The sequence below is a fragment of the Streptomyces olivoverticillatus genome, from assembly GCF_014203555.1.
Classification (GTDB): Bacteria; Actinomycetota; Actinomycetes; order Streptomycetales; family Streptomycetaceae; genus Streptomyces; species Streptomyces olivoverticillatus.
Window position 1 is genome coordinate 39,597 of sequence record NZ_JACHJH010000003.1, and the last position, 20,457, is coordinate 60,053.

At 71.3% G+C, this 20,457-nt stretch carries 21 protein-coding genes; 11 read left to right on the forward strand and 10 right to left on the reverse strand.

From position 1 onward, the window contains the following. Positions 1-79: 79 nt before the first annotated feature. Positions 80-3,316 carry an ATP-binding protein gene (locus tag FHS39_RS10685; RefSeq protein ID WP_184348914.1) on the forward strand — a complete coding sequence of 1,079 codons (3,237 nt, stop codon included), beginning with the start codon at positions 80-82 and terminating at the stop codon, positions 3,314-3,316. A 2-nt stretch (positions 3,317-3,318) separates the two neighbouring features. Here the strand turns inward: FHS39_RS10685 and FHS39_RS10690 are convergent, their stop codons facing one another. The 5 genes from FHS39_RS10690 to FHS39_RS10710 all read right to left on the reverse strand — a co-directional run bounded on the left by FHS39_RS10690 (position 3,319) and on the right by FHS39_RS10710 (position 6,709). Continuing rightward, positions 3,319-3,846 carry a DinB family protein gene (locus FHS39_RS10690; RefSeq protein WP_184348916.1) on the reverse strand — a complete coding sequence of 176 codons (528 nt, stop codon included), beginning with the start codon at positions 3,844-3,846 and terminating at the stop codon, positions 3,319-3,321. A 94-nt stretch (positions 3,847-3,940) separates the two neighbouring features. Further along, positions 3,941-4,306, reverse strand: a complete 366-nt coding sequence (locus tag FHS39_RS10695; RefSeq protein WP_184348918.1) for a DUF488 domain-containing protein — start codon at positions 4,304-4,306, stop codon at positions 3,941-3,943. A gap of 79 nt (positions 4,307-4,385) precedes the next feature. Further along, positions 4,386-5,552, reverse strand: a complete 1,167-nt coding sequence (locus FHS39_RS10700) for an MAB_1171c family putative transporter (protein ID WP_184348920.1) — start codon at positions 5,550-5,552, stop codon at positions 4,386-4,388. After that, positions 5,542-6,057 (reverse strand): zinc metalloprotease, encoded by a 516-nt coding sequence (locus tag FHS39_RS10705; protein WP_184348922.1) that lies wholly within the window; start codon positions 6,055-6,057, stop codon positions 5,542-5,544. Before FHS39_RS10705 ends, FHS39_RS10700 begins: the two co-directional genes overlap by 11 nt. 196 nt (positions 6,058-6,253) lie before the next feature. Continuing rightward, positions 6,254-6,709, reverse strand: coding sequence for a hypothetical protein (locus FHS39_RS10710; RefSeq protein ID WP_184348924.1), 456 nt, complete (start codon positions 6,707-6,709; stop codon positions 6,254-6,256). 305 nt (positions 6,710-7,014) lie between these two features. Between FHS39_RS10710 and FHS39_RS10715 the strand changes: the two genes are divergently transcribed. Next, positions 7,015-7,575: an NADPH-dependent FMN reductase gene (locus tag FHS39_RS10715; protein ID WP_184348926.1), complete on the forward strand. Its 561-nt coding sequence runs from the start codon at positions 7,015-7,017 to the stop codon at positions 7,573-7,575. 111 nt (positions 7,576-7,686) lie between these two features. Here FHS39_RS10715 and FHS39_RS10720 read toward each other — a convergent pair whose 3' ends face one another. After that, positions 7,687-8,292: a dTDP-4-dehydrorhamnose 3,5-epimerase family protein gene (locus FHS39_RS10720; RefSeq protein ID WP_184349657.1), complete on the reverse strand. Its 606-nt coding sequence runs from the start codon at positions 8,290-8,292 to the stop codon at positions 7,687-7,689. A gap of 354 nt (positions 8,293-8,646) precedes the next feature. On the opposite strand from FHS39_RS10720, the gene FHS39_RS10725 reads away from it, so the two are divergent. The 4 genes from FHS39_RS10725 (at position 8,647) to FHS39_RS10740 (ending at position 12,909) form a co-directional block, all read left to right on the forward strand. Then, positions 8,647-9,711, forward strand: a complete 1,065-nt coding sequence (locus FHS39_RS10725) for a glucose-1-phosphate thymidylyltransferase (protein ID WP_184348928.1) — start codon at positions 8,647-8,649, stop codon at positions 9,709-9,711. Beyond that, positions 9,708-10,697, forward strand: a complete 990-nt coding sequence (rfbB, locus tag FHS39_RS10730) for a dTDP-glucose 4,6-dehydratase (protein WP_184348930.1) — start codon at positions 9,708-9,710, stop codon at positions 10,695-10,697. The genes FHS39_RS10725 and rfbB overlap by 4 nt, the downstream gene beginning before the upstream one ends. Continuing rightward, complete coding sequence (locus FHS39_RS10735) at positions 10,685-11,869, forward strand: nucleotide disphospho-sugar-binding domain-containing protein (protein WP_184348932.1); 1,185 nt, start codon at positions 10,685-10,687, stop codon at positions 11,867-11,869. The genes rfbB and FHS39_RS10735 overlap by 13 nt, the downstream gene beginning before the upstream one ends. Positions 11,870-12,114: 245 nt before the next feature. Next, positions 12,115-12,909 carry a hypothetical protein gene (locus FHS39_RS10740; RefSeq protein ID WP_184348934.1) on the forward strand — a complete coding sequence of 265 codons (795 nt, stop codon included), beginning with the start codon at positions 12,115-12,117 and terminating at the stop codon, positions 12,907-12,909. Between the two features lie 2 nt (positions 12,910-12,911). On the opposite strand, the gene FHS39_RS10745 is transcribed toward FHS39_RS10740, so the two are convergent. Then, complete coding sequence (locus tag FHS39_RS10745; RefSeq protein WP_184348936.1) at positions 12,912-13,259, reverse strand: helix-turn-helix domain-containing protein; 348 nt, start codon at positions 13,257-13,259, stop codon at positions 12,912-12,914. A gap of 464 nt (positions 13,260-13,723) precedes the next feature. Here FHS39_RS10745 and FHS39_RS10750 point away from each other — a divergent pair, with 464 nt between their 5' ends. The 3 genes from FHS39_RS10750 to FHS39_RS10760 all read left to right on the forward strand — a co-directional run bounded on the left by FHS39_RS10750 (position 13,724) and on the right by FHS39_RS10760 (position 17,425). Further along, positions 13,724-14,377: a DUF4360 domain-containing protein gene (locus FHS39_RS10750; RefSeq protein ID WP_184348938.1), complete on the forward strand. Its 654-nt coding sequence runs from the start codon at positions 13,724-13,726 to the stop codon at positions 14,375-14,377. Between the two features lie 268 nt (positions 14,378-14,645). Next, complete coding sequence (locus FHS39_RS10755) at positions 14,646-15,134, forward strand: ATP-binding protein (protein ID WP_184348940.1); 489 nt, start codon at positions 14,646-14,648, stop codon at positions 15,132-15,134. Between the two features lie 209 nt (positions 15,135-15,343). Further along, a complete protein-coding gene (locus tag FHS39_RS10760; protein WP_184348942.1) occupies positions 15,344-17,425 on the forward strand; it encodes a SpoIIE family protein phosphatase in 2,082 nt (693 codons plus the stop codon). On the opposite strand, the gene FHS39_RS10765 is transcribed toward FHS39_RS10760, so the two are convergent. Further along, complete coding sequence (locus FHS39_RS10765) at positions 17,417-18,037, reverse strand: TetR/AcrR family transcriptional regulator (protein WP_184348944.1); 621 nt, start codon at positions 18,035-18,037, stop codon at positions 17,417-17,419. The two genes, FHS39_RS10760 and FHS39_RS10765, sit on opposite strands and share 9 nt — an antisense overlap. 48 nt (positions 18,038-18,085) lie before the next feature. Between FHS39_RS10765 and FHS39_RS10770 the strand changes: the two genes are divergently transcribed. Then, positions 18,086-18,637, forward strand: coding sequence for a GNAT family N-acetyltransferase (locus FHS39_RS10770; RefSeq protein WP_184349658.1), 552 nt, complete (start codon positions 18,086-18,088; stop codon positions 18,635-18,637). Positions 18,638-18,681: 44 nt separating this feature from the next. Here the strand turns inward: FHS39_RS10770 and FHS39_RS10775 are convergent, their stop codons facing one another. Next, complete coding sequence (locus FHS39_RS10775) at positions 18,682-19,056, reverse strand: hypothetical protein (protein WP_184348946.1); 375 nt, start codon at positions 19,054-19,056, stop codon at positions 18,682-18,684. A gap of 288 nt (positions 19,057-19,344) precedes the next feature. On the opposite strand from FHS39_RS10775, the gene FHS39_RS10780 reads away from it, so the two are divergent. Continuing rightward, the gene (locus FHS39_RS10780) at positions 19,345-19,965 is read left to right on the forward strand and encodes a transposase family protein (protein ID WP_184348954.1); all 621 of its coding nucleotides are present in this window, start codon (positions 19,345-19,347) and stop codon (positions 19,963-19,965) included. 247 nt (positions 19,966-20,212) lie between these two features. On the opposite strand, the gene FHS39_RS10785 is transcribed toward FHS39_RS10780, so the two are convergent. Further along, a complete protein-coding gene (locus FHS39_RS10785) occupies positions 20,213-20,455 on the reverse strand; it encodes a hypothetical protein (RefSeq protein WP_184348956.1) in 243 nt (80 codons plus the stop codon). Positions 20,456-20,457: the final 2 nt, after the last annotated feature.

Genomic DNA, 20,457 nt, shown 5'->3' on the forward strand with positions numbered 1-20,457 from the left:
CACGTTTTGGAGGGCCTCGGTCACACACTGGTCGGGCCCACCGGCACTCCCCGCGCGCGTGAGAACGATTGGGACCGACATGTCCGCACCCCAGACACCGAGCCCGTCTCCGCACCCGGAGCGGGGCGGCCCGGCCGGACCGCTGCTGCGCGTCCTGGGCCCCATGACCGCGCAGTACGACGGGCGCGACCTCCCCCTCGGCCCGCCGCGCCGCCGGGCCCTGCTCGCCCTGCTGCTCATACGCCTGGGCCGGGTCGTCCCCACCGAGCTGCTCATCGAGGAGCTCTGGCGGGACAAACCACCGCGCCGGCCCGTCGCCACGCTCCAGAGCCACGTCTCGCACCTGCGCCGCACCCTCGACCCGACCGCGGCCCAGGGCGAAGCCTCCGTACTGCGCTATCGGGCACCCGGATACGTCCTGCGGCTCGACCCCGCACAGGTCGACGCCTGCCGCTTCCAGGACCTGGTCTCCTCCGGCCGGCAACTCCTCGACCGGCAGGACACCGCCGCCGCACGCGACCGCCTCACCGAGGCGCTGGAGCTGTGGCACGGCTCGCCCTACACGGAGTTCGGCGCCCACCTGGCGCTCAGCGACGAGAGCGCACGGCTCGAACAGCTGCGGCTCACCGCCCTGGAATCCTGCGCCGAAGCCCGTCTCGCCCTCGGGGCCGCCGACGAAGTCGCGGCCGAACTCGACCGGGAAGTGCGCCGCCATCCGATGCGCGAACGCCTCGTCGGCCACTTAATGACAGCGTTGTCCCGCCTGGGCCGCCAAGCCGAGGCACTGGAGGTGTACGAGCGGACCCGCAGCCATCTCGTCGAGGAGTTCGGCGTCGACACCGCCGTCGAACTCCAACGGGTTCACACCGCCATCCTCCGCCAGGAGCTCGGCGACGGCACACCGCAGGACCAACCGCTCCCCGAACCCGCCGCCCCCACCCCGGCCCCCGCGCCCGCTCCCACCGAAGAACCCCCGCACCTTCCGGCGGAACCCGCCACCCCCTCGCCCCTCATCGGCCGCGACCCGGAACTGCAGCGCCTGGTGGCCGCGGCGGCCGGCGCCCTCACCGGCCACGGGCACGTGGCCGCCGTGCTCGGCCCCGCCGGAGTCGGCAAGACCCGCCTGCTCATGGAGCTCGCCCACCGCCTGGAGACCGCGCACCCGGACCTCGAAGCGGCCTGGAGCCACTGCTTCCCCGGCGAGGGCGTGCCGCCCTACTGGCTGTGGACCCAGGTCCTGCGCCGCCTGTCGGCCACCCGGCCGGACGACTTCCGCACCGCGACCGCCCCCTTCGGCCCGCTGCTCGCCCCCGTGATGCCCGAGCGGGCCGCCGGCCCGGACACCGCGCCGGCCGCCGGCCTCGACTGGGCCCAGGCCAGGTTCCTCACCCACGACGCGGTCTGCGAGGTCCTGCTCGCCATGGCGGCCCGGCGCCCCCTGGTGCTGCTCCTGGAAGACCTGCACTGGGCCGACCCCGCCTCCCTGGACCTGCTCAGACTGCTCGCCACCCGCCGCCAGGGCCATCCGCTCAGCATCGTCCTGTCCGCCCGCGACTTCGCGGTCGAGTCCGACGCCACGATGTCCCGGCTGCTTTCCGAGGTCCTCCGAGGCCCCCGCACGGAGACGCTCCGGCTCGACGGCCTGTCCCGGCGCGCCATCGCCGCCCTCGTCGAGGCACAGGCCGGCCCCGGCGTGGCCGACGAGATCGTCGCCGCGCTGCACCGGCGGAGCAAGGGCAACCCCTACTTCGTCATGCAGCTCCTCTCCCTCATCGGCGACGCCCGGGACCTGCACGACCCCGGCACCACCGACCTGTTCCTCACCCGGATACCCAGCGGGGTGCGCGAGGCGCTGCGCCAGCGGTTCGCCGCGCTGCCCGAGCCCGTCCTGCGGGTGCTGCGGCTGTGCGCCGTCATCGGCACGGAAGTCGACACCGACCTGCTGCACCGCACCGCCGCCGACGACGAACCGGTCACCGCCGCGCTGGAGTCCGCCATCCGGGCCGACCTGCTCGGCGAGGACCCCCACCACCCCGGCCGCCTGCACTTCGCGCACGCCCTGGTCCAGGAGACGCTCATCGACGAGCTCGCCCGCGAGGAGCGCCACCGGCTGCACGCCCGGGTCGCCGAGGCGCTGTGCGTGCGCGGCCGCGGGCAGTTCAGGGACGAGGAGGTCGAGCGGGTCGCCCACCACACCTGGCACGCCCAGGAGGCGCTGCCCGCCCGGCTGGCACTGCCCCGCCTGCTGCGCGCCGCCGAACAGGCCGAGCACCACCTCGCCTACGAACAGGTGGAGACCTGGCTGCGCCGCGCCGTCCACCTCGTCGCCCTCCTGCCCGCCGACGACGCGTCGGCCCCCGACCTGGAGCAGCGGCTGCACATCCAGCTCGGGCAGGTGCTGGCCACCACCCGCGGCTACGGCGACGCCGAAGCCGAGGCGGCGCTGGGCCGGGGCCGCTCACTCGGCGAGGTCACCCGGGCCCCCGAGGACCCCTCGGTGCTGTGGGCGCTGTGCGCCGCCCAGCTGGTCACCGGCCGCTACGACGAGTCCCGGCAGTTCTCCGGCCTGCTGCGGCGCAACGCCGACCGCACCGGGCACCCCGTGGCCCTGCTCGGCGCGGCCTACGGCGAGGGCATCGTGCTGCACATCCGCGGGCTGCTGCCCGAGGCGCTCGCCGAGCTGGAGCACGGCGTCGAGCAGGCGGACCGCTTCGCCCGCGAGGGCCATTCCCTGGCCCGCACCTTCCAGCACGACCCCCGGGTCTCCTGCCGTTCCTACAACGCCTTCACCCACTGGCTGCTCGGCAACCGGGACACGGCCGACGCGCGCCGACGCGAACTGCTGCGCCTGACCGAGTACGAGAGCAGGCCCTCCGACCGCTCCTTCGCCCTGTACGTGGACGCGGTCGTCGCGGCGTGGGAGGGCGACGCCGGCACGGCGCTGTCCTCCGCCGCCGAGGGGGTACGGCTGGCGGGCGACCACGGGCTGCTCTACTGGAAGGCGATGCTGAGCCTGCCCGAAGGCTGGGCCCTGACCCACTCCGGCCGCGAGGAGGAGGGCATCGCGCTGATGCACGCGGCCCTGGCCGAACTGCGCCTGTCCAGGACGAACCTGCGCCTCCCGCTCCACTTGGGCCTGCTCGGACAGGCACAGCACCACGCGGGGCTGCGGCAGGAGGCGCGGAACACCCTGCACCGGATGCTCGCGGTCATCGAGCACCGCCACGAACACGCCTACCTCGATGCGGCCCTGCCCGCCACCGGCCTGCTCCACGAGCTGCTCGGCCGCGACACGGAGACGGAAGGGGCGGAGTGAGCTCAGGCGGGCGTCCCGCCGTCCCGCTGCCGGAGGAAGGCCATGGTCGCCGGGGCGTAGCCGAGGTCCGCGGGGACGCTCACGCCCAGCGTGCGGACCACCGGCATCATCAGCGCCAAGTGGTGGACCGCGTGGTGGGCGACGAACAGCAGTTCCCGCCCGACCGTGGAGCGGCTGCGGGCGACGGTGCCGCGGGCGTCCACGATGCCGGACACCTCCACCGGGCGGTCGAGGACGCCCGGTGCGAGGGCGCGCACCCGGGACCGGACGACGTCCAGGCGGGCCAGCGCGAGGGTGCGGTCGGTCTCCAGCGCGCCGCCCCGCTCCCGCCGGTCGTAGTCGACCGTGCCGCGCTCGGCACCGGCGAGCAGCGCGGCGTAGTGGTCCACACAGTGCCGTACGTGCCCGGCGACGCTGCTCGCACCGGGCGGCCGCCGCACGTACTGGGCGTCGTCGAGCAGGGCGACCAGGTCCCGTACCTGTTGCAGCTGCGCGGCGGCGGAGTCGGTCACCGTGGTGAGCTCGTGCAAGGGGCTGCTCGCTCTCTGGACGGCAGAAAGGCGCGTGCGGTGCTGTTCACCTCGTAGACGTTAACGGCCGTCGGCGGCGTAGGTGACGGGCCGCTCAGGCCCCCGACAGCTCCGTCCGGAGCACGGCCGCGGCGCTGATGTCGCTGTCCTTGGTGGCGGTCAGGAGCGTCAGGGGCCGCTGCCCGGCCAGCTCCCGCAGGTGCCGCAGCGCTTCGGTGTGCTCCGCGTCGCGCAGCTCCGCGCGGTAGCGGCGGCCGAACTCCTCGAACTTCGCGGGGTCGTGCCCGTACCACTTGCGCAACTCGGTCGACGGCGCCACGTCCTTGCACCACTCGTCCAGGGCGGCCGCGTCCTTGCCCAGCCCCCGCGGCCAGATCCGGTCGACGAGCACCCGGCTCCCGTCGTCCCGCTGCGCCGCGTCGTACACCCGTCGTACCCGCACGTCCGGTGCCTTGCCCATCACCGCCTCCTTCGCCGGCTCCATCGTGCGCCGGGCCGGGCGGGGCCGCACCCGGAAGCGGCAATCGGCCCGCGGCCGGTCAGGCCGGGTCGGGCTCCGCGCGCTGCTCGGCGAAGGCCCGGACCAGGGGCGAGCCGTAGGCCTTGGCGACCTGGACGAGGAAGGCGGTCTCGGCCCACAGGTCCTCCCCGCCGAGGGCGGAGATCTCGGTGGGCGCTCCGCTGGGCGCCGAACCGGCGGGGCGGGTGACGCGCAGCGCGCAGGCCATGACGGTGGCGTCGGTGCCCGCCGGGGCGACCGGGCCCGACTCGACGTACTCCTGGGCCTCTTCCAGCAGGGCCGGCGGGGTGTGGTCGCGCATGACGAGGATGGCGTCCCGTATCTCGATCACCTTGCGGTAGGCGAGCAGGTCCCAGGGGCCCTTGGGCCGGACGATCTCCACCATGCGGGGCCGGGGCTTGTCCAGGGCGACGTGCGGGACGGCGGCGATCAGGTCGCACCACATGGGCCACAGCCGCCAGATCGTCACGATGTCCTCGACCTTCTGCCGCAGCGAGAACAGGGTGGGCAGGGCGAGCGCGGACGCCCTGAGCAGGCCGTGCAGGGCCATGGTCCAGGGCAGCAGGGAGCGGATCCAGGGCTCGTCGACCACCAGGAGGGTCAGATATCCGGCCCAGAACAGGGCCGAGAAGGCGGTGCCCCAGGAGAAGAGCCGCAGGCACGCCTTGAAGGCGCGGTTGCTGCCGATGCGGCTGTAGCGCGAGCACACCATGACGCAGGTGAGGTCGGCGGCCAGGTGTGCGGCGATCAGCACCAGCCAGTACGCGGTGGAGGGCTCGACGACCCCCGAGGGGGTGATGACGTGCCTTTCGTGCGCCGGGGCGGTGAAGTCGAGCAGGAGCAGGACGGCCATCACGGCGGCCGCCGCCACGGCCAGCTGGCGGTGCCAGCGCCGCTCACCGGTGGAGGCGGTGACGAAGTCCAGCACCGCGGCGGCGGACAGCACCCCGATCAGATTCCGCGCCAGGTCGGCGACGTGCGAGGGGCCGAAGACCCCGTGCAGGGCGTCGAGCACCGGTGGCAGGTTGAGGGCCATCGCGGCCGCGGCGGTGGCGACCGCGAGCCACAGGCTGCGCTGCCAGTGGTGGCGCATGGCCGCCGGGGCCCTGAGCAGCACGGCCACCCACAGGCAGACGGTGCTGGCGTTGCCGAACCACGTTCCGGCGGCTGCCGCTTCAGCGTGCATGGCGGGCACCGAACCCCAACGCCGCCTCGAGCTTGTCCATGACCTCGCGCGGCTGCTCGGCCGGGTACCGTTCGGCGGCGGTGCGGATGAGGCTGGCGACCATCTCCGCCTCCTGCTCCTGCCGCGTGCTGTAGTTGGCGCGGGCCAGGAACCGGCGGAGCAGGTTCGGCCCGAGGTCGGTGAAGAGGTGGCTCAGGTCCTGCTCGTCGTCCAGCACCAGGTTGTGGTGGTCGAAGAGCATGTGGCCTATCTCGTGCAGCACGATGTGTTCCTGGTGCGCGGGCGAGGTGCACTGCTCCACGAAGATCCAGTCGCTGGTGCCGGTCGCCAGCCACAGCCCGCAGGCCCCGGCGGCCGACGCCGCCGCGGGCAGCGGCAGGACGTGCAGCGGGCGGCCCCGCTCCTCGGACAGCTGGCGGCAGAGGGCCTCCGCGGAGAACGGGCGCGGGAGACTCAGTCCGTCCACCACCGCCTGGCAGTGGCGGCGCAAGTTCGAGTGCAGCATGTCCAGTCCTCCATGATCTGCCATGGGGCAGCGCCAGTATGCATGTGTGTCGTGGGGTGGCAAACGGGACACCTCTTTCGTGGCACCCCTGCCCAGCGGCAGCGGTGCCGACGGTGCGTCATGGAGATTCTCCTGCAGCGCGTCCGTGGGGAGACGGCCAGGGGAGCGTCAGCGGTCGGGAAGGTGCGGCGGGCGGCTATGTGTCCTCGACGGGCGAGAGCCGCTGGAACTTACGGGCTTCGTTGACCATGGCCAAGAGCGCGTCCAGCACCTCGGGGGAGAGCCCGTCGGCGCGCAGGGCGAGGTTGCGCACCCTGGTGTCCCGCAGCGAGATGGCCAGCCTGAGCTGTGCGTCGATGCGCCCGGCGACCTCGTCACTGAGGAAGTACTCCGGCGGCACGCCGAAATACTGGGCCAGGACGTCCAGTTGCTCCAGGGTCACATTGCGCTTCTTACCGGTGGCCAGCTCCCACAGGTACGTACCGGAGATCGAGCCGCCGGTCGCCTCGCGCATCTCCTTGGCCAGCCGGGCGTAGCCGGGGCGGGTGCGCTCGTCGGGGTGCATCGCGGAGATCAGTCCTTGCAGCCGCCGGTCGAACCTCCGCAGCAGCGGCCGGCCGGCCGGGCCGGAACGAGGGTCGGTGCTCGTCATGGGTTTCGTCCTTGCCATGGCGCGAGGTCGGGATCACATCGGGCTGCCGTCCGCCGGGGTGGACGCTCTGTGCATCCATATCTCTACGCCCATCCGTCACAGTTGACAAGATCGCTCGAATTAAGCACAACTTCAAGCCAAATCGAGCCGAAACTGGCCGAATCCACGAGGGTGATCTGACGGACTGGGCCCCGGCTTCAGTCCCGCGCATGGTGGTTGCCTCATGCTGAGACCTCTAGTGCCACAGCGGGGGAGCCTTTCGGACCGGAGGGCGTCCGCCACGTCTTCCACAGGAGTGTCATCGCATGAACGCCGCCGCAGTCCGCGTCCTGGCCGTCTCCGGCAGCCTGCGCGCCGGTTCGTACAACTCGGCCGTCCTCCGCGCCGCCGCCTCGCTGGCGGGCCCCGAGGTGAAGATCGAGCTGTGGGACGGCCTCGCCGCGGTTCCGCCGTTCAGCGAGGACGACGAGGCCACCCCCATCGCCGCCGTGGAGGCGCTGCGCGCCGCCATCGGCGCCTCGGACGCCCTGCTCATCGCGACGCCGGAGTACAACTCCTCCGTGCCCGGCCAGCTCAAGAACGCCCTGGACTGGGCCTCCCGTCCCTACGGCGCCTCCGTCCTCAGCGGAAAGGCCGCCGCCGTCATCGGCACCAGCCCGGGCCGCTTCGGCGGCAAGCTGGCCCAGGCCGAGCTGCGCAAGGTGCTCACCACGTGCGGCGCCGAGGTCGTGGGCGACGAGCTGACGGTGCCGAAGGCCAACGAGGCCCTCGGCGAGGACGGCCTGCCCGTCTCCGAGGAGCTGCGGACCGCCCTCCTCACCCTCCTCGGCGCGCTCGCCGACGCGGCCCGCGCGAAGACCGCCTGACGCCGCGTCCGACCAGCCGGAACGCCGAGCGGGGCCGTGCTCTCACCCGAGCACGGCCCCGCTTCCTTGCGGCCACGTTTCCCGCGGCCGCCCTCCATGGCCTCGCGCCGGTCAGCCCTTCATCCGGAGCTCTTCGTAGTGCGCCAGGCATTCCTCGTACGTGGGCAGCAGCCCCGCGGCCGCCGCCTCCTCGACGTCCGGCGCCGCCCTGTCCTTGTCGGACATCACCGGCTCGCAGCCGAGGTCCCAGGGGATGCCGAGCTGCGGGTCGAGCGCATTGACGTCGATCATCGTGCCGTGCACGTACTCCTCCGAGCAGAGATAGCTCATGCAGACGTCGTCGGTGAGCGCGAGAAAGGCATGCCCGAGCCCGTCGGCCATGTAGACCGAGACCCCCGACTCCTCGTCCTGCAAGGTGACTTCGTACGCACCGAAAGTGGGCGAGCCCACCCGCAGGTCCACGCACACGTCCAGGGCCGCGCCCCGCACGCAGGTCACCAGCTTGGCCTGCCCCGGCGGCAGGGAGGTCGCGTGGATGCCCCGCAAGGTCCCCCGTCGTGACACGGAGTAATTGACCTGCGCCACCCGGAACGGGTATCCAATGATTTCGGACAACGCCCCTGCCCGCAGCGACTCGTGGAAGCGGCCGCGCCGGTCCGGAATCGGGTCGGGGGTCAGACGGAAGGCATTCGGGATTTTCAGCTCGGTGACTTCCATCTGCTTGATCAAGGTCAAGAGATTCTCCTGTCAGATGTCCGGACGGCGCACCGCCGGTAACCCTGGATGCGCGCCCCCGTCCAACCGCCCGCCTGTAGTCGGCACAAAGTTCGGTATCCCATACACGCATTGGCGTCTTCGCCGGGCAAGTTTCCACGGTGAGGTCTAAGGACTTCATTGGATATTGCCGGACGCGGTTGACCCCTGCGCACGATCGGTGATCTTCTGCGCCCCGTCCGGGGCGCGCCCGCCGGCTGCCGTACGGCCGGGCTCCCGATGCCTGCCGCGGCGGCCGTGGTGATCGAAAACCGGTCGAGGCCGGAAGCCCTTCATCAACGCGAGAGAGGATCTTCCATGAAGGCTCTGGTGTTGTCGGGCGGGTCGGGGACCCGCCTGCGACCGTTCACCCACTCGATGCCGAAACAGCTCATACCGATCGCCAACAAGCCTGTGCTGGAGCATGTCCTTGCGTCCGTCGGCTCCTTGGGCGTCACCGAGGTGGGCGTGGTGGTGGGCGACCGGGGCCGGCAGATCGCCGATGTGCTCGGCGACGGCTCGCGGTTCGGGCTGCGCCTGACCTTCATCGAGCAGGACGAGCCGCGCGGCCTGGCCCACGCCGTCGCCGTGGCCCGCGACTTTCTGGGTGACGATGATTTCGTCATGTATCTCGGCGACAATATGCTCCCGGACGGCATAGCCGAGATGGCCGAACAGTTCACCGCCCACCGCCCCGCCACCCAGGTCGTCGTGCATAAGGTGGAGGATCCCCGCTGCTTCGGAGTGGCCGAAATCGATCCCGATGGCCGGGTATTGCAACTGGTGGAAAAGCCCCTGGAACCACGCAGCGACCTGGCCGTCATCGGGGTGTATTTCTTCACCCCGGCCATTCACGAGGCAGTGGCCGCCATCGAGCCCAGCGCACGTGGCGAGCTGGAAATCACCGACGCCATCCAATGGCTGGTCGAGGCCGGTGCGGACGTAAGGGCGGCCGAATATGGCGGTTACTGGAAAGATACCGGCCACGCCGAGCACGTTTTGGACTGCAACCGCAGGCTGCTGGACGGCATCACACACTCCGTGACCGGCGACGTCGACGCGGCGAGCGAGCTGATCGGCCCCGTCGTCGTCGAGCAGGGCGCCCGGGTGACCGCATCGCGGATCGAGGGGCCGGTCATCGTGGGGGCGGGCAGCGTCATCGAGAACAGCCACCTCGGCCCGTACACCTCCATCGGCCGCGACAACGTGCTGCGCGGCGCGGGCATCGCCCACTCCATCACCCTCGACGGCGCCCGGGTCAGCCACGTCCGCGGCCTGCACGGCTCGCTCATCGGCCGCTTCGCGACCATCGGCGCCTGCGACGGCGGCTCCACCCACCGCCTCGTCGTCGGCGACGACACCTTCGTCGAGGTGGCGGTATGAGACTGCTCGTCACCGGCGGGGCGGGGTTCATCGGTTCGCACTACGTGCGCACCCTGCTCTCCGGCGGATACCCGGGCGGCGAGGACGCCCGCGTCACCGTCCTGGACAAGCTCACCTACGCGGGCAACCGCGCCAACCTGCCGGCCGCGCACCCACGGCTGGACTTCGTCCGGGGCGACGTCTGCGACCTGCCGCTCCTGCTCGACCTGCTGCCCGGCCACGACGCGGTCGTGCACTTCGCGGCCGAGTCGCACGTCGACCGCTCGATCACCGCGGCGGCCGACTTCGTGCGCACCAACGTCGGCGGCACCCAGACCCTCCTCGAAGCCTGCCTGCGCACCGGCACCGGCCGGGTGGTGCATGTGTCCACCGACGAGGTCTACGGCTCGATCGAGCAGGGCTCGTGGACGGAGGAGTGGCCGCTGGAGCCCAACACCCCCTACGCCGCCTCCAAGGCGGCCTCCGACCTGGTGGCAAGGGCGTACGGGAAGACCCACGGCCTGGACGTGTCGATTACGCGCTGCTCCAACAACTACGGGCCCCACCAGCACCCCGAGAAGCTGATCCCCCTCTTCGTCACCAACCTCCTCGAAGGCAGGCAGGTCCCGCTCTACGGCGACGGGCGCAACATCCGCGAGTGGCTGCACGTCGACGACCACTGCCGGGCGATCCACCTGGTCCTCACCGGGGGCCGCGCGGGGGAGGTCTACAACATCGGTGGCGGAAACGAGCGCACCAACCTCGCCATCACCCACGCCCTGCTGGGCCTGTTGGGCGCGGATCCGGCCATGATCCGGCACGTCCCCGACCGCAAGGGGCACGACCTGCGCTACTCCATCGACGAGACCAAGATCCGCGAAGAGCTGGGCTACGTCCCCCACACCCCCTTCGAGCAGGGCCTGGCCGACACCGTCGCCTGGTACCGCGACAACCCCGGATGGTGGAAAGCCGTCCGGACGTCCAAGGAGACCCCGTGCGCGTCCTGATCATCCCGAGCCCGGTCACCACCCACTTCATGCCCATGATTCCGCTGGCCTGGGCGCTGCGCGCCGCGGGGCACGAACTGCTGGTCGCCGGGCAGCCGGACGTGATGGGGGTGGCCGGCCAGGCCGGGCTGCACGCCGTCCGCACCGGGGAGGCCTTCCGGGCGGGCGAACTGCTGCTGAGCCTGCTGCCGCCGGGGAAGCGGCCCGTCGAGGCCTTCGGGCGGTGGACGACCGAGCAGATGAGCGTCTTCCCTCCGAACTGGGCCGCCCACAGCGAGAGCGTCCTGCCCCGCTATCTGGAGATCGCCCGCGCGTACCGCCCGGACCTGGTCCTCGCGGACCCGATGGAGGTCAACTCCCTGGTCGTGGCCGGGGTGCTGGGGGTCCCGGTCGTCCACCACCGCTACGGTGTCGACGAGGTGGCCGCTCCCTTCCGCGTGGGCGCCGCCAAGGCCCTCCAGGAGCGCTGCGAGCGCCTCGGCCTGGACGGACTGCCCGAGCCCACGGTGACGCTCGACCCGTGCCCGCCCGGTCTGCAACTGCCCTACCTGGACCCGGGGGTTCCGATCCGCTACGTGCCCTACAACGGCAGCGGCGAGGTGCCGGGGTGGCTGCAGGAAGAGCGGCCGCCCGGCACCGGCAGGCGGCGGGTCGCCGTCTCGATGGGCTCCATGGCGCTGGACCTCAACGGGGTGCCCCTGCTGCGGCGCGTCCTGGACGCCTTCGAGGGGCTGCCGGACACGGAGGCCATCGCGACCGTGGGCGAGGCACACCGCGCGGAGCTCGGGCCGGTGCCCGGAAACGTGCGGTTGGTCGATCCGCTGCCGCTGCACCTGCTGGTCGGCAGCTGCGACGCGATGATCCACCACGGCGGCACGGGGACGAGCATGACCGCCCTGGCCGTGGGCCTGCCCCAGCTCTCGCTGCCGCAGGTCGCCGACCAGTTCGCGAACGCGGACCGGCTGGCGGCGACCGGCATCGGTCCCAACGTCGCGGACGCGGCGGCCCAGAACGATCCCGTACGGGTCCGGGAAGCGGTGGAGGCGCTGCTCTCGACCCCGGGCCACGGCAAGACGGCCCGGGAGATGCAGCAGGCCATGGCCGCGATGCCGTCGCCGGCCCAGGTCGCCGCCGAGCTGGAGCGGCTCGTCCGAACCGGCGGGCCGAGGTGATCCCGTAGGGCTCGGGCCGACGGCGGTGCGAGGGCGTTGGTCCGCACCGCCGTTGGCCCGATTCTTTCGGTCGCCCAAGAGCTTGGCCCGATCGTAGCCCGCCGTAACCGGTGTGGTGGGAACATCATTTGGTCGTCGCGGTGGGCGCCGTATGCCAGCTGTCGGACCGAGGGGGACATGCGACGGAGTGCGGCGCGTGTGACCGGCGGTGCCTCACCGACTCCGTGTCCAGACTGGGAGCCGATGTGGCAGGGGACCAGGCGTCCATCATCTCCGAGTGGGTTCTGCCCGCCGCCATCTGCGCGCCCGTGACCTGGGTGTGCCTCGTCTTCCGCTTCCGTGAGGACGGCCGCCTGCTCGGTACGTACCGGTCGGCGGCGCTCGCGTTCTGCGTGGTGCTGTGGACCTCCGGGATGGCGGCGCTGGCCAGCGGTCTGCTGCTGCCGCACGCGTCCAGCGTGCCGCCCGCGGCCGTGGGGGCGGCGACCGGCTGGGGCGTGATACCGCGGGGGAGGGGCGAGCAGAGCGGCGGCCGGGCCGTCATGGCCGTGGTGACCCTCGGCAATTCACTGCTGCTGCACGAGCTGGCCCTGCGACTGCGGACCGACCGGGCCGACTGGTGCGACCGGCTGGCCGAGGGGTTCGGGGACTGCTGGGACCTCGACGCCTTCGCCGGTGACGTCCGACGGCATCTGCTGATGAGGGTCGACGTCTCGGGGCGTACGAACCGGATGCGCGCCGCCGTCAAGCGGGAGATCGGCGAGCGGCACCGGGAAGTGCGGGCCGCCGCACAGAAGTGGATCACCGTCGAGACGAGGATCGACAAGACGTGCCAGCAGCAGGGGCGCCGGCCCACCCGGGACGAAATCCGGCTGGTGCGACGGGCGTTCGGCGAGGCGGAGCAGTACCTCAAGCATCTGCTGGAGCTGGAGCATACGTACGGCAAGCGCCGTGACGCCGAGAAGCTCCGGGAGCTCAAGCGGCGGCATCTGTCCGCCGAGCACGGTGATGCCGGTGCGGCGGGCGAGCTGGTGCCGTGACGTCAGAAGTGGCGTGAACGCGCGAAGGGGCGCGCCTTGGCGGCTGTGGCCCGGGTCGGTTCCGCGGCGCAGAAATCGCGGTCGTCGTCCGGCCGGTCGCGGAATACGATCTCCACGGTGGCGCCCAGGGATTCGGCCACGGCGGCCAGCGACCGGAGGGTGAGGTTCTCTCCGCCGGAGAGGATCTGGCTGACCCTGCCGGGCGAGACACCCATGCACTCGGCTAAGTCCTTGCGGGTCATGCCCCGTTCGGCGAGGAGTCCGGCCAGCGACGCGGTGGCCTCGCGGGCGAGCCGGGATCCGGCCTGCTGCGCCGCCGGACCTTCTTCTGCGGTCTGTCGCCAGGCCATGTTTCCCCCCACGCACTGCGTGTCGTCGGCTCTCCGGCTCTCCGTGCACGGATACGTGCACGTCCGCTCGGAGCGTCTCCACGGAACGTCTCTCCGAAGAGCATGCCACCTTTAGTCGTAGCTAAAAGCCGTGTCGAAGGTAAAGAAAGCTCTTCCGCTGCCTTTCCAGGGCGTTCGCTCCCTGATGACCAGCGAAGACGCGGCCTGTGACGGTTTTCGGACAGATCTCGCGATGGGCCCGGATGGCGCCGTCACCGGCTCTGGCCAACCCCCGGTTCTCCCCCTACGATTCGAGCGCTCCCCGTCCTCCGGGCACGGGAAGGTCCAGGAGATTGGCATGGGCATGACCCTTACTCTCTCTCCTGTCCCTACCCCGTTCCGCTCACGGGAACCCGTGCTCCCCAGGATTCTCATGTCTTCCCCTCGGGCCCGTGCGGCCCGAAGGCAACCGATTGGAGAGCACCATGCCCGCCGGTCTGTTCACCGCAGGGGCGATCGCGGCGATGGTCGCCACGACCCTCTCCACGCACAACGCGTCGTCGGTCATCACCAACCCGCCGCCGGACAAGATCGTCATCGAGATCGCCACCGTCAACGGCTCGGGCTGTCCCGCGGGGACGGCGGCCGTCGCGGTCTCGCCGGACAACACCGCGTTCACCGTCACCTACAGCGACTACCTCGCCCAGGTCGGCGTCGGCGCCAAGCCCACCGACTTCCGCAAGAACTGCCAGCTCAACCTGATCGTGCACGTGCCGCAGGGCTTCACCTACGCGATAGCCAGCGCCGACTACCGCGGCTACGCGCACCTGGAGTCCGGGGCGAAGGGCACCCAGAAGGCCTCGTACTACTTCCAGGGCTCCTCGGTGACCACACCCAGCAGCCACTCCTTCAACGGCTCCTACTCGGACAACTGGCAGGCCACCGACAGAGTCGACCTGGCCTCGCTGGTCTGGGCGCCCTGCGGCGAGCTGCGGAACTTCAACATCAACACCGAACTGCGCGTCAACGCCGGCAGCTCCGACCCGGCGAAGACGACCAGCTTCATGACGATGGACTCGACCGACGGCGACATCAACACCATCTACCACCTGGCCTGGAAGGAGTGCCCGAAGAAGTAGCCCCCCGCAGGCCGCGGGCCCGCCGCACCCCGGCGGGCCCGCTCACAAGGTCTTTAACCCGGATGCTCCCCTCGCCACCTGCGGGAATAGCGTTCCGCAGGGAAGTGGTGACGGATCGGGTATAGACCTCTGGCGGAAAACGGGCGAATGTTGGGGGAATCCATCGCGAAGACGCGGCGTCATCGACGAGCAGCCGCTTCCGCCGCTTAAGGCCTTCGCGCTCCCTCGATCGCATCCGAGCCACATGCCTGCATTCAGTCGTGACACCTTGAGTCCACCGCATACGGCCGACGCCATCACCAGCGCCCCCGCCCGGATCGACGGATGGACCCCCCTCCTCCAGCGGCTCCCCGCCCCGCAGCCCTCGCACGGCATCTCCCTGCCCTCGAAGGCCGCCTCGGTGGCGGACGCCCGCCGCTTCGCCGCCCGTCTGCTGGCCGAATGGGGCCTGGACGAACTGGCGGCCGACGCCGCCCTGCTCCTGTCCGAGCTGGTCACCAACGCCATCGTGCACGTGCCCCGGGGCGCCGGGGACGTCCGGCTGGTCCTCGGCCGCACCCCCGACCACCTGGTTGCCCAGGTCATCGACGCCGGCGGCTGTCTGCCGCTGTGCGGCGAGGCCGGGCCGGACAGCGAGGGCGGGCGCGGCATGTGGCTGGTGGAGCAGATCGCCGCCCAGTGGGGCCATCACGCCACCGCCACCGGCAAGACCGTCTGGTTCACCCTCCCCCTGCCCCGGCCGGCCTCCGCCGGCTGAGACCTCCTCTCCCCAGGGGGCGCGCGCCGCCCCCCCGGCGCCCCTCCCATGCCTCCAGGACGCCGCCGCAGGCTGCGCACCGGCCCGGTTCGGAGAGAACATGGAAGACGTTGCGGCGCAGGCGCACGAGGAAGGGACCGACGGGCCGGACCGGATCCTGCCGGCACGAGGCCGCCGCACCACCCCGAGCGGGCGGAAGGAGGACCTCGATGGGCGCCACCGACGACGCAACCCGGCCGGAGCCGGGCCGCGCCGCGGGTGCTCCGTACGCCCCCGGCAGCCTGCTCGACGTGCTCGGCGTGGCCGCGGTGGTGCTCGACAAGGAGGGTCGGATCGTCCTGTGGTCCCCGCCCGCCCAGCGGCTCTTCGGCTGGAGCGCCGGTGAGGCGCTGGGGCAGTACGCCGCCCGGCTGCTCGTCGCCGAGGAGGACTGGGACGCGGTCCTCGAGCTCTTCGGCAAGGTGATGGCGGGCACGGAGTGGGCCGGTGTCTTCCCCGCCCGGCACAAGGACGGCAGCACCCGGTTGGTGGAATTCCGCAACATGCGGCTGGAGGACCGGCACGGCGACTTCTACGCCCTCGGCATCGCCACCGACCAGCAGGTCCTGCGCGTCGCCGAACGGGACCTCGCCCTCTCGCTCCGCCTGGTGGCCCAGTCCCCGATCGGCCTCGCCGTCATGGACCCCGAGCTGCGGTACGTCATGGTCAACCCGGCCCTGGAGCGCATCCACGGCCTGCCCGCCGAGGCCTACACCGGCCGGCACGTGCGCGACGTGCTGCCGTTCCCGGAGATCGACCGGATCGAGGCGGCCATGCTCCAGGTGCTCCGGACCGGTACCCCCTTGGTGGACCAGTTCATCGTGGGCCGCACGAAGGCCCCCGGCGGCGAGCGGGCCCGGCTGGTCTCGTACTACCGGCTGGAGGACCCCGGCGGGCACGTGCTGGGCCTGGCCACCTCGGTCGTCGACGTCACCGACCGGCACCGCGCGGCCACCGAGGCCGAGCGCAGGCTGGCCCTGATCGCCGACGCGTCCGTACTGATCGGCACCACCCTCGACCTCGACCAGACCGCCCGGGAGCTGGCCCGGGTCGTGGTCCCCGCGCTGGCCGACGTGGCGGCCGTCGACGTCCTGGACACCGCCCTGGACGGCAGCCGCACCGCCCGGCCGGAGGACGGCCAGCCCGCGATGTTCCGTGCCCTGGCGGTCGCCTCCTCCCACGCGCCGGGCGCCGCGGAGGCGGCCCGGGCCGCCGATCCGCCCGGGGAGATCGCCAAATACGACGCCGACCGGCTCGTCGCCCGCTGCGTCACCTCCGGCAAGCCCGTCCACCTCCCGCACGTGACCCCCGCGGACATCCCGTGCATCGCCCGCGACGCGGAGGCGGCCGAGCGGCTGGCCCGGGCGGGGCTGCACTCCTACGTCGCTGTGCCGCTGATCGCCAGGGGCGAGGTGCTCGGCGCCCTGGACCTCAAGCGCACCGGCAACCCCGAGCCCTTCGGCGACGACGACGTCGTCCTCGCCGGGGAGCTCGCCGCGCGGGCCGCGGTCTGCATCGACAACGCCCGCTGGTTCCAGCGCGAGCGCGCCACCGCCCTCACCCTCCAGCGCAATCTGCTGCCCCAGCGGCCGCAGAACCCGGTGGGCCTGGAGGTCGCCTACCGCTACCAGCCGGCCGGGGCCGGCGGCCAGGTCGGCGGCGACTGGTTCGACGTCATCCCCCAGGACGGCGCCAAGTGCGCCCTGGTCGTCGGGGACGTCATGGGCAGCGGCATCAACGCCGCCGCCGCGATGGGCCAGCTGCGCACCGCCGCCCGCACCCTCGCCGGGCTCGGCCTCGACCCCGACCAGGTCCTGCAGCACCTGGACCGCACTGCCAATGGTCTCGACCAGTCGATCGCCACCTGCGTGTACGTCGTCTACGACGCCGACTCCGCGCGCTGCTGCGTGGCCAACGCCGGCCACCTCCCGCCCGTCCTGATGTGCCCCGGCGAGCGCCCCCTCCTGCTCGACCTGCCCACCGGCGCCCCGCTGGGCGTGGGCGGCGTCCCCTTCGAGAGCGTCGCCTTCGACCTGGCGCCGGGGGACCAGCTGGTGATGTACACCGACGGCCTGGTCGAGACCCGCGACGAGGCCATCGACGCCCGCCTGCGCGTGCTGGCCGACCTCCTCGACCGCCCCCCGCTGGGCCTGGAGGAGACCTGCGACCTGCTGCTGACCGCCCTGCGCGAGGACAACGACCAGGACGACGTGGCCCTGCTCATCGCCCGCGTCACGCCTCCGTCAGGCTGAGGCCGGGTGATCGCCGCCGGACGAGGTCGGGGAAGCCAGGGACGCCAGGTAGTCGTCAAGGAGCTCGACCTGGTGCCGGGGCGGGAACGCCGTGGGGTTGAACAGGGCCTGGACGACCAGACCGAGCACGAAGGACTGGGCGCCGGCCGCGATGCGCGCCGGGTCCCCGGCCGGCAGTTCGCCGAGCCGTTGGGCCGCGGAGACCAACTCGCCCAGCCTGACCCGGCTTTGCTCGTACTTGCGGGCGTGGTCGTCGCTCAGAGCGGGGTCGGCGAGCGCGGTGTCCCAGGAGGACACCCAGATCCGGTTGCTGTCGGTGGCCTCGGCCGTCAGCGGCAGGATGTCGAGCAGGGCGGCCCTCAGGGCGGCGAGGCCGTCCCCGGCGGCGCGCCGGGGGCGGGAGGCGGTTCGCTCCGTGAGCAGGTCGAGGGCGTACGCGACCAGGTCGCGTTTGGCGGGGAAGTAGTGGGTGAGCAGGCCGGTGGTCGCGCCGAGCTCGGCGGCGACGGCGCGCAGCGTCAGCCCGCCGAACCCGTGTGCCGCCAGCACCCGCCAGACCGCCTCGGATACATCGCGGCGACGGGCCTCGTGATCGCCCTTGGTACGTGGCATGCTGCTACGGTACATAACCGTAACGCTTGTTGTGTGAATGGGGTCATCATGTTCTCCCTCCCGCTGCGGGACGACGCTCGCCTCCGTCCGCTCGAGATATGGCATGCCGAGGAGTTCGCCGCCCACATGGACCGGGCCCGCGAGCACATCCGGCCGTGGGTCGGGCCGGCGTTCGTCACCGACGACCTCGACGGGGCGCGGGGCACACTGCGCCGTTACGCCGAGCGGCAGGCCGCGGACGGTGCCCGCCTCTACGGCATCTGGCTCGACGGCATGCTGGTCGGCGGCGTGATGTTCGTGAACTTCGACGCCGCCTTCGGCTCCTGCGAGATCGGCTGCTGGCTGGAGCCGGCCGCCGAGGGCCGTGGTCTGATCACCCAGGCGTCACGCACCCTGCTGGACTGGGCCTTCACCGACCGGGGACTGCACCGCGCCGAGTGGCACTGCCGCGCCGACAACGAGCGCAGCTCCGCGGTGGCCGAGCGACTCGGCATGACGCTGGAGGGCGTGCGACGCGAGTCCTGGCCGTACGGCGGCACCAGGCACGACAAGCAGATCTGGGCGATCCTCGCCTCCGAATGGCGAGCTCATCGCCCGTGACGTCCGTCGGCTGACAGCTGCCGCGGTGACGCAGCCGGGGCGGCTCAGCGCTCGCGGAAGCCGCCGAGGAAGCGGCGGAAGACGCCGCCTTCCGGGGTCAGCGGGGCGGAGGGCGGCGGAGCGGTGGGCCGTTCGCGGGCGATCGGCTGGTCGTAGTCGGCGCGGGCGATCGCGTCGACGGTCCGGTCGAGGTCGAAGTTCCCGGAGCCCCCGATGGACGGCACGAAGCCGACCAGGATTCCGTCCCGCATGACCTGCGCTTCGAGGCCAGCCGTGTCGTCGGTGTCCCAGACGGCCTCGCGGCCGTCGCGCAGGACCACGCGCACGCCCATCTGGTAGACGCCTTCGCGGGCCAGGTGGGCGTTCACACCGCGCTCCCGCAGCGCGTCCACGACCAGGAGCGCTCGGTTCTCCTCCATACGGCCACGGTAACGCCGCCGATCGTTCCGGCAATGTGAGATGCGGCGGCTGTTGAGCGGCTCAGGCTGCGGTTGTAGAGTGACGAACCGCCCTTGACCTGCACAAAAGCGGACAGTGAGCCCCGGGCTAGAGCGGTGCAGTCGGACCCCGGACCAGTTACTGAGCCTTTTCAACTCGCTGCCTGATCGGGTAAACCGAGGGGTTCGATCAATTGCGCGAGAGAACGAACGAGGCTTCCTGGTAGTTGAGCAGGTTCTCACGCACAACTCGCACACCAGGAAGCCTCGATGGTTACCTATCCTGCCGCACTCGACCTGCCTCATGCACTCGTTGAGCTGGTCACGGTTGGTACCGCGTACGCGTACACGAGGGCGGTGACCGGACTGCTTGCCGATCACGCCCCCACCCTGGCCGAGGCCCTGCGCGAGGCCGCCCCGGACTACGTGCTGCTGGACGGCGCGGTCGCCGAATGCGACCAGCTCGGCGACGGCACGGCAGACTACAGCGGCAAGAAGAAACGCCACGGCGTGAACATTCAGGCCATCACCGGCGAAGACGGCACGATCCTGTGGTTCTCCCCGGCCCTGCCCGGCCGTACGCACGACCTCACGGCGGCCCGCGAGCACGAAGTCGTCTCCACGTGCGAAGAGCTGGGCATTGCAGTCCTGGCCGACAAGGGCTATATCGGTGCCGGCGGCTCGGTCGAGACCCCGTTCAAGGCCGCCATGGGTTGCGAACTCACCGAAAAACTGAGGAGGTTCAACAAGGTCCATGCCCGGCTGCGGGCGCCGGTTGAACGGGCCTTCGCCCGGCTGAAGAGCTGGAGGATCTTCCGTCACGCTCGATGCAGCCCGAACTGGCTCTCGTCAGTCACCGCCGCCATCCTCACCCTCACGGTGCACACCTGAAAAGGCTGACTGTAAGTCTATGCCGAACAGCAGAAGTGCAAATCGCCGCGTAAAATAGACGGCCAGTTATCCGTCCGCGAAACGCGAGGCTCTTCATTCGTTCGAGAATCTGTGTCATCGGGATTCGAGTGCGACGGTTCGAACGATATGTGTGTAGCCTCGGGGTAGGCCCGGTGGGTTTGCAGGCCTGCCCCGAGGTCGAGTGGCTACAGCACGTCAAATTGCGATGACATCTCGCGAGTGCAGCTCAGAAAAGCTCGCTTAGCCATTCCCAATCCCCTGGGCGGGTGCGAAGATCGACAACAACCTGTTCGATGCATCCTTCTAGAGTTGAGGATTCAGCTCGGATAAACCCTTGCTCTCCCAATGCCCCTCCTGACAGTACTACCGTCCATGGTGAGCTACCCTCGGCCATCCTCTCGTCATCTATTTTGAGAATTACAGTGACGCCGGAGCGGCCAAGTTTTTCCATGATCTGTTCGATATTCATTG